This is a genomic window from Vibrio sp. D420a, from assembly GCF_030248625.1.
Classification (GTDB): Bacteria; Pseudomonadota; Gammaproteobacteria; order Enterobacterales; family Vibrionaceae; genus Vibrio; species Vibrio fortis_A.
In genome coordinates this window covers 215725-230756 of the sequence record NZ_JAHGAN010000007.1, presented here as the reverse complement: position 1 = coordinate 230756, position 15032 = coordinate 215725, and the positions used below count along the sequence as shown (strand labels likewise).

Below are 15032 nucleotides of genomic sequence, written 5' to 3'. Positions count from 1 at the left end.
GATCAATAGCCGACTAATTTCGTTGTTAGTGAGTTTACCTACTGATTTATAAGCAAAAAAAAGCGAGCTCCAGTGGAACTCGCGAAAAATCTATTCAGTATGATGTAACAAAATATGAGCCAATCTATTAATCATAAGAAAGGACAAAAGGTTGTCTATTCGGGATAAATAATAACCAGCTTCCTCATGGCCAATGTCAGTGAATTGTCAGCGTTAGGTGGATTTACCATCAATATCCAATCAATTTCAGTGAACGATTCATTACGTCACTGTTTACTCAGCTCGTACTCTATCCATTCATGCCTGTTCCGCCCACAAATTTAGTGGCCGATAGCCATCTCATCCAGTGCTAAAAAGACGTTTTCGTCGAGGTGCCCTTCGTGGATCTGTTTACACACTTTGCGTCTTACCGCCAAACCAGAAATCAAACGTTCGATCGATAGATGTTTATTGGTATCACGATCGTTGTACAGCTCGATAGTACGACTCAGCGTTTCGTACGGAATCACTTCTTCCGCAACTCTCAACCAATCGAGCTTCTCTACGAGCTCTGAACACTCTTCTTTAATCGAGGCGTGTGAATGCCCTGTCATAGCGGAGAGAGCCGTTATACTGCGTTCTAGAGCCTCTGGAGAGGTATATTTTGAGAGAGTAATGGTAATTTCATCAGCATTGATCTCTACAGAGTGTTTACGCAGCTTAACTCGGCGCCCTAATTTACCACGAGGCGAAGGGGCTTTTCGTTGGATCGGTTCGAACTCACCATCGATGATCTCTGACAATTCTTCTAGTTTCTGTTTTGAAACCATTTCGTTACGCAGAGGGTTTGGTAGTGTCGGCGCCATATTACGTTTGCCCGCATTGGTGGTACGAGCGCGTGAATAGCGCAATACTTCTTCGACGTTACATTTAATATCCACCTGGTAATCGACGGTTTTGTCTTTTTCGATCATTGAGGTGATCGTTAAATGGTAACCCCATAAATTCACTAAGAAAGTATCGTCTTGATCGCTGACTTCACCCAGCTTTCTCAATTCTCGGATCAAATCCATCGAAAAACGACGCCAATCGATGTTTCTTGCGAGCTTCTGGTTAAGTTCGCTTAGCAACATACAATCTGAATGACGGCGTGCCATACGGCTTCTGAAGTAAGAGTAGAGCTGGAATACCAAGGTATGCTGCTTCAGGATCTCTGGTGGAAATAGGAAGAAGTAGTCTCGCGTGAGGAGTTCTTCGTAAAACGATGGCTCCCAAACAAGAATGTATAGATTCGGTTTAATACGGATTTCACCGTCAGCGCCTTCTGTCGGCGCTTCTTCCGATGCAGTGATTGTGCGTGCTAGGAAGCGGAATCGATCACTCTTGAAGCCCTCAGGCATATTTTCACTCAACCAACGGCCTGTCAGTTCATGCAATTGGAAATCGGTAAATTCGATACGATCAATACTATCGCGAATAGAATCGCGAGCAGGACCACTGTCCTTCTTACCGCGTAAAGAAAGAATGTCGGTAATGTATAACGGCGTCTTGTTTGGTGTTGATTTCGCATCAAGATGATAATCATCTTGGTGGTGGTCATGATATTGCACGGTCAGTGTAAACAGTGCAAAAAGAGTCATGAGATCATCAACAGTCATGATGTTTTTCGATGATCTTGTCTCGATCACAGCGCGTGTTCCAGAGATCGAAACCATCGATTTTTGGTAGCTTTTACGAGTACGCGGCGGCGCTAACGCTTGATCGATAATACCGGCCCAGTTCGTTGGTGAGACAATAAACTGATCCGCTTCATCTTTCATCGTTGGGGGAGTATTCAGACCGTGTTCATTCAGCAAACGCTTGTTGACTTGTGTTTGAGCCAACGCTTTAGAACGCTTCTGTTTTTCGTTCTGTTTAACGCTTTCAGTCACTAAGCTGGTGGCACCGAGTACTGAAATCAGTTGATTCGGATTAACAAAGCGATGAAGCATGGTTTTTCCAGCTAAACCTTCTTCAAAGCGAACAGGGATCTGCTTAAAGAGACCAATGTTAACGGCTGCTCTGAGTCGTTGTTGAAGAGCAGCACGAGTAACCTGACCATCTGTCGCATCGATGATCTCGGTCGTAGATACATAACCATCTTTACTGCTAAAGCCACGAAGGGAGATAAGATTAAGGAGCTCAACAATACTTTTAGTGACTCCCTTAAAGTGTTGATACTGCTCTATCCATTCTACTGCGCTTTCTGATACCTCAAATAAATGACCATCTTTATGGCTTCTTGCCTTAATCAGTAACTTTTCATCTGGTTTCATCTTTGATCCGTATCACACTAGCCGTAATTTCACTATAGTTCCTGAAGAATAAAGAAAAAATGATCATAAATAAAGAGAATTTATTATCTTTTAAATAACTGATCTTTTTGATTAATCTGATCTTAAATGATTAAGTGATCTAATGATCTGGCGCTCAAGTTGCTTGTAAGTTGCTGAATAATTGGAATAAAAATAAAACCCGTTGGAAAGCATGATCATAACAAGTCCGAAAACATGATCAAAGAGACTCGGAAAGCATGATCAATAAACCACAGAACAATGATCACTAAGTTCTTGTAACTATGATCATTATCGTTCCGAAAGCATGATCATTAGCATTCTACAGCTTATCCACAGACGTCGGTTAAACCATGAACGCTGAATATCGAATGTGAGTAATAATTTTGGTGTATTCGACGGAACAATGATCATGGAAAGGCCTGTTTTAATAACAACTAGCCACAATTGTTGAATATTTATACGGATTCCGCGCTTTAAATATAGATTAGTGGTGTAATGCTGGTTTGTATATTCTGTTGGAAGCATGATCAGGATATTCAATGACATTTGTATTTCAGTTGTGTGTCGATTGATTTATCAAGTAGAAACATGAGAATTGAGCTCAAAGCCCAGTCTGTCTACATTCTTCCGTAATTTAGCATTAAAATTACATGCTTCCGGAGTCGTATACTCTTGATCATTTTTCCGTAAATGGATCTTGTCCAAATTCATCTCGTCGCGATCCTATGTTTAGTCAACTCCCCTTGATCATGCTTCATAATACTGTGTTTGACGAAAGCATGAAAACTGAAGCCTCCTTGATCATCGTTCCGTTTTTAGAGACTGGTGAAACGCAAATAATGTCATTCTGATATTGGCCATCGGTAGATTCATGTTTGTTGTTAGCAGCTAGAATCGAATGTACTTTTTCTTTCTACTATTCATAAACTGTTTTTTCAGTAGAAATCACATTCACCGTAGTTTGTGCTTGAATTTCAATCGTTCCGAGAAAAACGGCCAATTTTTCATTTACATTGTAAATTGGTGACATTGTAACATTTTAAATTTATGTCTCTTCATCGGTAGTTGCAGCCATTGTTTTGAGCTATTTTTGTTCACCTAGGTAGGTCTCTTAACATAGAAAACAACATATACCATCAATTTTATGTGATTTTACTCATAAATGGATGTTCATGTTTTTGTTGGATTTATTGTTATTTGCTGTACAATTCTAACTAAGTTAACCATAACGGAAATTGGCAATGAAAAGAGAACAAACGATTGATAAGCTCTATCAACTAGCCGAACAGACTCAACAAGTTCAGGCTGACCGAATTGAGATCATCTTAGAAGAGCGAAGCGATGAACACTTTCCTCCAATGTCTAAGGCGATGATGGAGACACGCTCTGGCCTGACACGTCGTAAGTTGGACGAAGCGATCACAAAGCTTGAATCTGAAGGTCACCAGTTCACAAAGAATAACGCCAACCACTACTCAATTTCTCTTACCGAAGCACACATGCTAATGGATGCTGCGGGTGTTGCTAAGTTCCACGAACGCAAGAAACACGCAGATAATAAACCTTGGATAATCAACGTTCAGAACCAGAAGGGTGGTACCGGTAAATCGATGACAGCTGTACATTTGGCTGCTTGTCTCTCTCTTAACTTGGATAAGCGCTACCGCATCTGTCTAATTGACCTTGACCCACAGGGCTCTTTACGTTTGTTTTTGAACCCTCAAATTAGTGGTGCAGAGCACGACAGCATCTATTCAGCGGTTGATATCATGCTGGACAACGTTCCTGAAGGGCAAGAAGTTGACGCTGAGTTCTTACATAAGAACGTACTACTTCCTACGCAATACCCAAATTTGAAGACTGTGTCAGCATTCCCGGAAGACGCAATGTTCAATGCGGAAGCTTGGCAAAGCCTTTCTCAAGATCAGTCTTTGGACATTGTTCGTCTATTGAAAGAGAAGTTGATTGATAAAATCGCTGACGACTTCGATGTCATTATGATCGATACAGGTCCTCACGTTGACCCGCTGGTATGGAATGCAATGTACGCATCGAACGCACTATTGATCCCATGTGCAGCAAAACGTCTGGACTGGGCATCAACAGTTAACTTTTTCCAGCACCTACCAACAGTTTACGAGATGTTCCCAGACGACTGGAAAGGGCTTGAGTTCATTCGCTTGATGCCAACAATGTTTGAAGATGACAACAAGAAACAGGTTTCTGTACTAACTGAGATGAATTACCTGTTGAATGACCAAGTTATGATGGCAACCATTCCTCGTAGTCGTGCATTTGAAACTTGTGCCGATACCTACAGTACGGTTTTCGACTTAACGACAAGTGATTTTGAGGGTGGTAAGAAGACACTTGCTGTCGCTCAAGATGCCGTTCAAAAGAGTGCGCTTGAACTAGAGCGTGTATTACACAGCAACTGGTCTTCACTTAATCAGGGATAATTAAAATGGCAATTAAAACATCTGATCTAAATGCAAAGCTATTTGGTAAAGCGAATAAGCGCCGAGTAGCGACTCCTCAAGAAGCTCAAACCGCAGCAAAAGAGCAGGCTCAAGTTATCGAACTGGCTGTTGCTGGTGAACAAATGGTTTCTTTTGAACTGGTTCGTATTCCTGCTGATCAAGTTGCAACGCAAACTGTCGTATTCGAAGATAATGCTCGTGAGCAATCTTTCCTAAACGAACATGCACTTTCTGACGTTTTGACCACTCTTAAAGAGCGCGGACAACAATATCCTGCTGTTGGTCGTAAGAACAAAGATGGCAAGATTGAGGTTCTAGACGGTAGCCGTCGTCGTATGTCTTGTATTCTTGCTGACAAAGAATTTCTTATCTATGTAGCAGAGAACATTAACGGTGAACATGCTAAATTCCTTTCTGATGTGGCTAACGCACATAAACCTCTATCTCTTTATGAGAAAGGTAAAGAGATGCAAGCTAAGCTAGATAAAGGCGAAGCTGAGGACCAAAAAGCATTGGCGAAAATGTTCCAGTGCAGTGAAGCATTAGTGAGTGGCGCATTGAAAGCCGCATCACTTCCGTTAGAGCTGTTACAAGCATACCCAAATGTGAGCGATTTAGGTCGTCCAACAATCGTTAAACTGCACAAGCAATTTGGTGCCCTTAACGAAGAACAGCAACAAAGCTTGCTAACTAAATGCGATGCAACAGATGGTTTTGTTTGGCAGCGCAGCGACGCTCAAGGTGTTACTCGTTTGACTAAAGATGTGACAGAAACACTAGAGAACTGGATTTCTGAACTTGCGCCAGCACCAGCGAAAAAGACAACGCCAAAAGTTGAACTTGTTAAGGGCCGTGCTTCTTACAGTCGTAAAGGCGCTAATCTGGCATTGAATCTTAAAAAAGTTGATGATGCGACTATGGAAGAAATTCTCGCTTTTGTTCAATCTAAACTGAACTAAGCTCCTCACTTACCGATTAAAAGCCGCTTGATGCGGCTTTTTATTCACCTGTGATAAACTGTGTTTAGACGAATTTGGACGCAATTTATGACAACTCTCCCTTTCTTAACTCAACTCTCCGCATTAGCCCTAAATAATAACCACCGCTATGGTGTCCTACTTGAAGGCGATCAAGCATGGCAATCTCAAGAGCTTGAGTTTTATCTCTCTCATTTAGACAGCCCCACAGCTTTTGTTTTGGGTGAACTGGATGTAGCCAACGCAAAAAATATCGCCTTCAATAAAGGCCAACAATTGTTAGGGCAAGAGTGCCAAGTTCTGATTTGCGATTTTAGAATAGGGTTTGATGCAAACAGTTTTACCGCGGCATTAGGTGCGCTAGTTGGGGGAGGGGTGTTATTTGTCATCCCGCCAGCAGGCCATGAAACTACTTTATCGCAAGTTTGGCTAAGACGTCAGTTTGATAAGCTAATCTGTTTATCGCAAAAGGCGCTGTCAGAAGGTTCTGAAGTGGGTGGCGTATCTGAAATGCCAGCGCTACCTGAAGTGGTTGTCACACCAGATGGTTTCGATAAGTATGAGCAGCAAAAGCTCGCTATCGAAGCGATTGAAAAAGTAATGTTTGGTCACCGCAAGCGCCCACTTGTTTTAACTGCTGACCGTGGGCGTGGTAAAAGCTCCGCGCTGGGTATCGCTTCAGCTAATATTATTAAGGCTAAAAGCTCAGTCACGATTGTAGTCACTGCGCCGAACGTCAAAGCGATACAGCCTCTGTTTGAACATGCGCAGAAGTTGCTTCCTAACTCTTCTATGGCGAATCGACATACGCTCGTCAATGAGCAAAGCAAAATTGTCTTTGTTGCTCCGGACGAAGTATTGAGAACACAACCCGATTGTGACCTGTTGTTGGTTGATGAAGCCGCAGCAATTCCGTTGCCAATGTTGCAACGTATGGTTGAAAGCTATCATCGTATGGTTTTCTCAACCACGGTTCACGGATATGAGGGCAGTGGACGAGGTTTTGGTATCAAGTTTGAAAAGTGGCTGTCTGAGCAACGCCCTAATTGGCGCTCGTTTAAACTTGAACAACCAATACGCTGGAACGTACACGACCCGTTGGAAAGTTGGTTGTTTGATACTTTCTTGTTGGATTCTGATATCGAGGCTCTACCAAAGGATGTTGAGCTTGATGGGTTGTCTTGGTATCAGTTTGATAAACAAACGCTACTCGACAACCCTAAAGTCTTGACTCAGTGTTTTGGTTTACTAGTCAGCGCTCATTATCAAACGTCGCCTAATGACTTGATTCAACTTTTGAATAACCCTCAAATGTCACTGCACGCACTGTTTTCAGACCAGCATTGCTTGGGGTGCATTCTAACGGTTGAAGAGGGCGCATTGTCACATGAACTTATTCAAGATGTTCAGCTTGGTAAGCGTCGCCCTCGCGGCCATTTGGCTCCGACACTTCTCGCTAACCATTTAGGTCTTGATAAAGCTGCAGTGCAGAAATGCCTCCGAATTATGAGAATTGCTGTTCACCCTGATATCCAAGGGCAGGGCTTAGGACATCGAATGATTGGCTACTTGGTCAAAGCAAACGCGGAGTTCGATTATTTGGCAACGAGCTTTGGCGCGACCGACGAGCTAGTCGACTTCTGGTGCAGTAATGGCTTCGTCTCAGTACACCTTGGCCACCAGCGAGATCAGTCGAGCGGTTGTCATTCATTGTTGATGTGTCGAACTTTGAATGAACAAAGTCGTCATTGGGTTGAGGAAGGTAGTCTCTATTTTTACTCCGGCCTTCGTTATCTGTTGTCCACGACATACCGCTCGCTTGAGCCAGCCATTGTGCGTTCATTACTATCCTCTCAACCACGCCAGCTTTTGGTTGAGGATATTAATCCTCTACTCGGTTATTACGTCGAAGGGGGGAACAGCTTTGATAGCGTTGGTTTCATGCTAGAGAACTTAATCTTTAACTTGAGTAAAGTGCAGTTAGAGCAAACGAGTGATTTACTGCTTTGGAAAGTTGTTCAGAAAAGAACTTGGACAGAGTGCAGTGAGTTAGCCAATCTTGCCGGTCGCAAGCAAACCGAATCAACCCTTCGTCACGATCTTGGATTACTGCTCTCCAATTTACAGTGTAAATAGAGCCTTCATTTAACCCGCCTCAATTATCGATTTACAGTGTAAACTGAATGACAACTCAATTTACACTGTAAACTCCGGTCGTATTAGTCTGTACTGGTTCATGAATGACTCAACCACGTTGAATTTCTTGAAAATTATGCTATGAGTCGTTAATGCATAAAACTAGCTCCGCTACCTTGACTATTCTCGTATGCTTCCTAGACTGAATATATGCAATATCGTCATATTGGCTGAATTAATATATAAGTAGCGGGAAGTTACATGGAATGTTTGTTAGAAGATTCACTAGAAATCTCGACAACGCTAAATAAAAAACAGCAGTATCTAGACTGGTTAAAATTGGGAAGCCCAATCAAAGTGGATGCATCTCAGGTTAGCCGCGTAGATACCGCAGGCTTACAACTCTTAGTTTCTCTATTCCAAACAGCCAGACGTGACGGCGTCGACATACAACTTTGTAACCCATCTCAAACGTTTTGTGATGCGATTGCGTTGTTAGGTGTCGATATGCAGCTCAACTTCAAAATGGATATTTGAGGGTCACAATTTATGAAAAAAATACTCGCTGTAGACGATTCGGTATCGATTCGTCAGATGGTAAGTCATACCTTGTCTGATGCTGGTTATGAAGTCGAAACAGCTAATGATGGTAGTGATGCACTCCGTAAATCCCAATCTCAGAAATTCGATCTCGTTATTTCTGACGTCAATATGCCCATAATGGGTGGCTTTGATTTAGTTAGAGCCATTCGTGGCATCCCCCAATATAAATTCATTCCGATACTCATGCTAACGACTGAAACTAGTGCTGAAAAAAAGCAAGAAGGTAAGTCGGCAGGTGCAACAGGTTGGCTGGTGAAGCCATTTAATCCGGAGACATTGTTGAAAACACTCAAGCGAGTGCTTTAGCGATCCTTCACGTTTTATAGATTTATGAGAAATGCTCGAATGGGTAGGGAGAACTATGGCTTTAGATATGGATCAGCTTCGCCGAATATTTTACGAAGAGTGCCGTGAAAATCTTGAAGTATTAGAAGAGATGTTGCTTACCCTGAATCCCAGCGCGCTCGACGATGAAGACATTAATACGGTTTTCCGTGCCGCTCATTCTATCAAAGGTGGAGCTGCTACATTTAACTTGAATGATATTACGGAGTTCACGCATATTGCTGAAGCTTATCTTGATAAGGTTCGTAATGGGGAGCGACAGCTAACCAAAGAAAGTATTGATGTTCTTCTAAGAAGTAGTGATTGCATTGCCGCAATGTTGGCGGGACATGAAACAAATACCGACGTTGATTTGTCTGAGAAGACACAAGTTGCCAATGAATTAGTAGCCTTACTTGGTAATACAGAGGCTTCAGATAACAACTCAGGTGAAAAGATACCACCCCCCAATCCGATGGAGAGTCGTCCTAGTATTGAACCACCCCTAAGCAAGGAGAGTTGCAATGAAGGAACATGGAACGTTAGTTTTATCCCTCATCCAGAAATCTTTTTTAGCGGTAATGACCCTTTACGAATTATCAGAGAGATTCGAGACCTTGACCCCGATGCTACCATTGTCTGTGAGTCGGATAATGTACCGGAACTAGAGGCAATTGAGTCTGAATTGTGTTATCTCAGTTGGACAATTACGGTGTCAGGTAAAGTCACTGAGTCAGAGCTGAGAGAAGTCTTTGAATGGGTTGAAGATGAATGCGAACTTACAGTCTCAAAGGAATCAATTAAAGAACCAAGCTCCTCAAATTCAATAGATCCAAATCCCCCTCTTAATTCAACGAGTGACACATCTCCTCAAAATACGTGCGAAGAATCGCAAGCAGAACTCCCTTCAAACTATAAACCATCTAACCAACCCCGTACTAAGTCCGTGAAAGCAGATGCTTCTGTATCCTCTATTCGCGTTGATATAGAGAAAGTCGATGGATTGATAAACCTGGTTGGAGAACTTGTTATAACGCAATCAATGTTAACGGAGATTGGTAACGACTTTACTTTGGATAAGCTCGATAAATTGAAAGCAGGGTTGGAGCAGCTTCTACAGAATAGTCGCGACCTTCAAGAAAACGTATTGAATATTCGGATGTTACCAATGAGCTTCGCGTTCAGCCGTTTTCCTCGGCTAGTTAGAGACCTAAGTTCGCGCTTAGGTAAACAGGTTTGTCTGAATATTTCTGGCGAAAATACTGAGCTCGATAAAACCGTACTTGAGCGAATGGTCGATCCGTTAGTGCATCTGGTTCGAAACTGTATTGATCATGGTATTGAGTCTCCAGAAAAGAGGTTAAATGCGAGCAAATCTGAAACAGGAACCGTGACGCTGAATGCTTACCATCAAGGCGGAACCATCATCATAGAGATATCTGACGATGGAGCGGGTATTGATTGCAACCATTTGTGGGAAAAAGCAGTGCAAAAAGGTGTTGTTGAGGTTGGCAGTCGCCAAGATGAACTGAGTCAGCAACAAATATTGAATCTCATCTTTGCTCCAGGTTTTTCAACGGCCGAACAGGTGTCTGATATCTCGGGACGAGGTGTTGGAATGGATGTAGTGAAAAGAAACATTGAAGAACTTGGTGGTCATATCGAGGTGGAATCAGAAGTCAACAAAGGAAGTCGGTTCACCATCAATTTACCTCTAACACTTTCAATCCTAGATGGGCAGTTGGTTCGAGTTGCTGACCAAGTGTTTGTCATTCCTTTGCTGAGTATTGTTGAGTCTATTCAGATCGATGTTAGCTGCATTAATCATGCAGCAGGCGGTGTCGAGCTTTACCGACTTCGAGATGAAAACCTACCTATTTTACGACTTCAGGATGAATTCGATATGGGCATCAGTAGCTCGCTTGATGGTCACATCCTCTGTTTTGTTGAATCTGCCGGCCGACGGGTAGGGCTATTGATCGACGAGTTGCTCGACCAGCAGCAAGTAGTCATTAAAAGTCTTGAGTCCAATTATTGCAAAGTGTCTGGTTTCTCTGGTGCGACGATCCTAGGAGACGGCTCTGTGTCGTTGATTTTAGATATACAAGGGATGTTGACCTCATATTTGGAGCGCTCCGCATTTGCTCGAAGTCAGCTGCAGATATCTCAGGAGGCTTACGTATCATGATGAATGCGAATCTATGGGAGGAAGGCCTTATTAACAAGGCTTCGCGGGTGAGTGGCTCAGTAGGCAATGAACCGCAGATCGTTCCTGATAACCAAGTTGTCAACGATGAGCCTAACTATGTCAGTGGTCATACATCAGAACAGCTATCAGGCTCACCCACATCAACGATGGAAAATGATCTTAATCAGAGTGCTGACTTTCTGAGCTTCTATCTTGGCAATGAGCTTTATGGTGTCGCGATACATGATGTTGAGGAAATACGAGTATGGGAAGCGCCTACTCCAATTCCTTGTTCTCCGAATTTTGTGAAGGGAGTAATTAACTTACGAGGAATGATTGTTCCGGTTGTTGATCTGAGAGCACGATTCAGTATCGGAAATTGTGAGTATTTGCCTACAACGGTGGTGTTGGTGCTGCGACATAAGCTGGATGACAAGCATCGATTAATGGGCGTTGTTGTCGACTCTGTCTCTGATGTCGTTATACAAGGTAATCAAGAGTTCGAATCGTGCGTTGGAGACTCATCAATCACGCCATATTTATTTGGCATGTTGAACGTGGGCGAGCTTCTAATGGCGGTTTTAGATACTCAGTTATTGCTTGATATCAATTTGATATTTGGGGAGGAGTAGCATGAAAGAGCAAGAGTATTTGAGTTTTATGCTCGAACAAGAAGAGTACGCGGTTCCTATTTTATTAGTGCGAGAGGTCCGAGGCTGGACGCCGGTAAGAAGTGTTCCTAATTCACCCCCATTTGTTGTTGGTGTACTTGAGATTCGGGGAGAGTACGTTCCGATTGTTGACCTGCGCGCTCGATTCAATCTGTCAAATACGGAAATAGCGCCCACAACTGTAGTGATAGTGCTCAATAACAGTCAACATCAGCCATTTGGCATTATTGTCGATGCGGTATCTGAGGTTTATGCCTTAACATCTCAAGCGATTAAATCAATACCAACTATATCAGCAGCTATGGATGACCGTTTTATAGAGGGAATCGCTCCAGGCCAATCTGGACATCTCATCATCATTAATCTTGAGGCGCTTTTCGATATGCAAGAGCTCTCTCCACTGTCCATTCAACAAGCGTTAGCGTGAGGTAAATTATGCCGTTCTGGAATCGTAGAAAGGAATCTGTGTCTGGAGCTGAGGCTCTCAAAGAAAAGGCGTCACATCAAGAAGAACATGGAATCACTAAGGAACAATTGTTATCAGCATTGGGCGCAGCACAAACTGCCTTGATGATGGTGGATCGTGATTTCAAGATAACATACGTGAATCAACGTTCCATTGAGTTACTGAAGAAGCACGAGGCGTTGTTTCAAAGCGTGTGGCCAGACTTTAAAGCCGAGAAATCCTATTTGGAGGGGTTCTGTATCGATGGCTTTCACGCTCATCCAGAACATCAACGAAAACTTCTTTCTACTCCCTCAAACTTGCCTTACAAAACCACGATCAATATCAGGGGCGTGTTACTAGAATTGAACGTTGGTGCGATTATTGATGCCGGTGGTCAATACACAGGTAATACGTTGGAATGGAACGACGTTACTGCAGAGAGAGCGAAGGAAGAGGAGATAGGTCGGTTAGCATCCGCTGTTGCGGGAATGACGACAAATCTGATGATGGCTGACAAAGATGGCGTTATTCAATATTTAAACCCAGCGCTTATGACATTGCTGACGACACGCGAGAAAGATATTCAGAGTGCACTCCCGCATTTTGATGCTAATAATCTTATTGGCCAGAACATTGATGTATTTCATAAGAATCCAACTCATCAGCGTAGCATCATTGCCAATCCAGATAGATTGCCTTTTTCCGCCGACATTAAGGTCGGTAATTTAGAGTTCAACCTAACATGTATCGCAATGCGTGATGGTAATGGCAATTATATGGGACCGGCTTTGCAATGGGTTGATATTACCGAGCAACAAGATGGGCAACGTCAAGTGGAAAACCTGATAAAAAACGCTACGTCAGGCAAGTTAGATGAGCGTATTGATACTTCGGTTTACAGTGGTTTCATGAAAGAGTTGGGGGATGGCATTAATGGCTTACTCGACACTTTAGTTTCTCCTTTAGATCAATGTATCGGTGTTATGAGTAAGGTCGCTGATGGGGATCTAAAGAGCACAATGTCCGATCAGCATCATGGTGAATTTGGTCGCCTCGCTCAAGCAGTGAACACTTCCATTTTAAATCTCAGAAACATGGTTGATAAGATCACAACTTCTTCCGCGCGCGTGGCAACGGCATCTACAGAGATCGCTGATGGCAATAATGATCTCAGTCAGCGTGTTGAGGCTCAGGCGTCAAATCTCGAAGAAACCGCTGCTAGCATGGAGCAGATGACTTCTACGGTGAAACAGAACGCTGACAACGCAAAAGGGGCCAACGCGCTTTCTGACGATGCGGCTGATAAAGCGGCAAAAGGAGGTCAAGTTGTTGGTCGTGCAGTGGAAGCGATGGGCGAGATCAACAGTGCAAGTAAGAAGATTGCAGATATCATTGGCGTTATTGACGAAATCGCTTTTCAAACTAACTTATTAGCGTTAAATGCAGCTGTTGAAGCTGCGAGAGCTGGAGAGCAAGGTAGAGGTTTTGCGGTAGTGGCTGGGGAAGTTCGTAACCTTGCTCAGCGTAGTGCTGCGGCTGCGAAAGAGATCAAAGGGCTCATTAACGATAGTGTAGAAAAAGTCGATGAAGGATCTCGTTTAGTGGATGAATCAGGCGCGACGCTGAATGAAATTGTCGAGGCAGTCGCTAAGGTTTCGAGTCTTATTCAACAAATTGCCAAATCGAGTGAAGAGCAGTCGACAGGCATTGATGAGATTAACCGAGCTGTGACGACGATGGACGAAATGACTCAACAGAATGCTTCATTAGTCGAGCAAACGTCTGCAGCAAGTCAATCGTTGCGCTCTGAAGGCAAAGAGCTACTTAATCTCATGAACTTTTTCAGTACTGACAGTAACGTCGCCGCGTATACATCGACATCTGTAACTCCACAAATGACTTCAACTCAAGGTCGTGTTTCATCCATTGCGCCCCATTCAAACGTAAGTGAATTGAAGAAAACACGTGTCGCAAATTCTGGATTGAAATTATCAGAGGAAGGTGACGAATGGGAAGAGTTTTAGCGGCTACCGAGATGGATATGAGCGAACAAGAGTTTGAGTTTTCGCGTCAAGACTTCAAGTTTGTGCAGTGGTTTATTCATAAGAGCGTTGGTATTCATCTCACTGACCAGAAGTTTGCCATGGTTTATGGACGTGTGAGCCGTAAATTACGTGAACGAAGGCTTGAGAGATTTACTGATTATCGTGCATTAATTGAGAACTCTGAGGATGAACAAAGTGCTTTCATCAATGCATTGACGACAAATAAAACCGCTTTTTTTCGCGAGAAACATCATTTTGACTATTTAGAGTCGATACTTATCCCGCGTTGGAAACAGCTAAGAAAACGGGAAATTCGAATTTGGTCCGCAGGGTGCTCCACCGGTGAAGAGGCTTATAGTTATTTAGCCTCACTCAATCATGCAGGAGCTTTTGATTGTTTTGAGCGCGTGTCATTGTTGGCGACAGATTTAGATACAAATGTCTTGGCTCATGCTCGGCGTGGTATTTATGACAAAGAAGCACTGCGTGCAATTCCAAGCCATTATCTCAAGCATAGTTTTGTTAAGGGGAAAGGGGACAATCAAGGGAAGATCAAGCCCACTAGGTGGTTGACCGATCACGTTACTTTTAATCAATTAAACCTGTTGGGTGATTGGCCAATGAGACGATCCTTTGATTTGATCTCGTGTCGAAACGTGATGATCTATTTTGATAAACCGACTCAGAGGGTATTGTTGGAACGTTTTTACGAACAGCTTGATCCAAACGGGACTTTATTCATTGGACACTCGGAAAGTGTTGGTAATGATAGTACTTTATTTCGCCACTTAGGTAATACGGTTTACTCAAAGCAAATATAGTTGAGCTAGAGGTGACAGGGAGAG

At 43.0% G+C, this 15032-nt stretch carries 11 protein-coding genes; 10 read left to right on the top strand and 1 reads right to left on the bottom strand.

The window, feature by feature from the left end; all coding sequences use genetic code 11:
* Nucleotides 1-320: 320 nt before the first annotated feature.
* A complete protein-coding gene (locus tag KI743_RS07940) occupies nt 321-2294 on the bottom strand; it encodes a replication initiator protein RctB domain-containing protein (RefSeq protein WP_032553738.1) in 1974 nt (657 codons plus the stop codon).
* A 1262-nt stretch (nt 2295-3556) separates the two neighbouring features.
* Here KI743_RS07940 and KI743_RS07935 point away from each other — a divergent pair.
* The 10 genes from KI743_RS07935 (at nt 3557) to KI743_RS07890 (ending at nt 15008) form a co-directional block, all read left to right on the top strand.
* Nucleotides 3557-4774, top strand: coding sequence for a ParA family protein (locus tag KI743_RS07935; RefSeq protein ID WP_285465865.1), 1218 nt, complete (start codon nt 3557-3559; stop codon nt 4772-4774).
* 5 nt (nt 4775-4779) lie between these two features.
* Nucleotides 4780-5754, top strand: a complete 975-nt coding sequence (locus KI743_RS07930) for a ParB/RepB/Spo0J family partition protein (protein ID WP_285465864.1) — start codon at nt 4780-4782, stop codon at nt 5752-5754.
* An 87-nt stretch (nt 5755-5841) separates the two neighbouring features.
* Nucleotides 5842-7908, top strand: coding sequence for a tRNA(Met) cytidine acetyltransferase TmcA (locus KI743_RS07925; protein WP_285465863.1), 2067 nt, complete (start codon nt 5842-5844; stop codon nt 7906-7908).
* A gap of 261 nt (nt 7909-8169) precedes the next feature.
* Nucleotides 8170-8445, top strand: coding sequence for a lipid asymmetry maintenance protein MlaB (locus tag KI743_RS07920; protein WP_285465862.1), 276 nt, complete (start codon nt 8170-8172; stop codon nt 8443-8445).
* A 12-nt stretch (nt 8446-8457) separates the two neighbouring features.
* The gene (locus KI743_RS07915) at nt 8458-8817 is read left to right on the top strand and encodes a response regulator (protein WP_285465861.1); all 360 of its coding nucleotides are present in this window, start codon (nt 8458-8460) and stop codon (nt 8815-8817) included.
* A 55-nt stretch (nt 8818-8872) separates the two neighbouring features.
* Nucleotides 8873-11023, top strand: coding sequence for a chemotaxis protein CheA (locus tag KI743_RS07910; RefSeq protein WP_285465860.1), 2151 nt, complete (start codon nt 8873-8875; stop codon nt 11021-11023).
* A gap of 167 nt (nt 11024-11190) precedes the next feature.
* Nucleotides 11191-11655 carry a chemotaxis protein CheW gene (locus KI743_RS07905; protein ID WP_285465880.1) on the top strand — a complete coding sequence of 155 codons (465 nt, stop codon included), beginning with the start codon at nt 11191-11193 and terminating at the stop codon, nt 11653-11655.
* Between the two features lies 1 nt (nt 11656).
* Nucleotides 11657-12121: a chemotaxis protein CheW gene (locus tag KI743_RS07900; RefSeq protein ID WP_285465859.1), complete on the top strand. Its 465-nt coding sequence runs from the start codon at nt 11657-11659 to the stop codon at nt 12119-12121.
* A gap of 8 nt (nt 12122-12129) precedes the next feature.
* Nucleotides 12130-14166 carry a methyl-accepting chemotaxis protein gene (locus KI743_RS07895; RefSeq protein ID WP_285465858.1) on the top strand — a complete coding sequence of 679 codons (2037 nt, stop codon included), beginning with the start codon at nt 12130-12132 and terminating at the stop codon, nt 14164-14166.
* Entirely contained in the window at nt 14151-15008 is an 858-nt protein-coding gene (locus tag KI743_RS07890) for a protein-glutamate O-methyltransferase CheR (RefSeq protein WP_285465857.1), read from the top strand. Before KI743_RS07895 ends, KI743_RS07890 begins: the two co-directional genes overlap by 16 nt.
* Nucleotides 15009-15032: the final 24 nt, after the last annotated feature.

What these genes read in the sequence shown, in the direction of transcription:
- KI743_RS07940 (WP_032553738.1), bottom strand. Translation starts at nt 2,294, where the DNA reads ATGAAACCAGATGAAAAGTTACTGATTAAGGCAAGAAGCCATAAAGAT.
- KI743_RS07935 (WP_285465865.1), top strand. Translation starts at nt 3,557, where the DNA reads ATGAAAAGAGAACAAACGATTGATAAGCTCTATCAACTAGCCGAACAG.
- KI743_RS07930 (WP_285465864.1), top strand. Translation starts at nt 4,780, where the DNA reads ATGGCAATTAAAACATCTGATCTAAATGCAAAGCTATTTGGTAAAGCG.
- KI743_RS07925 (WP_285465863.1), top strand. Translation starts at nt 5,842, where the DNA reads ATGACAACTCTCCCTTTCTTAACTCAACTCTCCGCATTAGCCCTAAAT.
- KI743_RS07920 (WP_285465862.1), top strand. Translation starts at nt 8,170, where the DNA reads ATGGAATGTTTGTTAGAAGATTCACTAGAAATCTCGACAACGCTAAAT.
- KI743_RS07915 (WP_285465861.1), top strand. Translation starts at nt 8,458, where the DNA reads ATGAAAAAAATACTCGCTGTAGACGATTCGGTATCGATTCGTCAGATG.
- KI743_RS07910 (WP_285465860.1), top strand. Translation starts at nt 8,873, where the DNA reads ATGGCTTTAGATATGGATCAGCTTCGCCGAATATTTTACGAAGAGTGC.
- KI743_RS07905 (WP_285465880.1), top strand. Translation starts at nt 11,191, where the DNA reads ATGGAAAATGATCTTAATCAGAGTGCTGACTTTCTGAGCTTCTATCTT.
- KI743_RS07900 (WP_285465859.1), top strand. Translation starts at nt 11,657, where the DNA reads ATGAAAGAGCAAGAGTATTTGAGTTTTATGCTCGAACAAGAAGAGTAC.
- KI743_RS07895 (WP_285465858.1), top strand. Translation starts at nt 12,130, where the DNA reads ATGCCGTTCTGGAATCGTAGAAAGGAATCTGTGTCTGGAGCTGAGGCT.
- KI743_RS07890 (WP_285465857.1), top strand. Translation starts at nt 14,151, where the DNA reads ATGGGAAGAGTTTTAGCGGCTACCGAGATGGATATGAGCGAACAAGAG.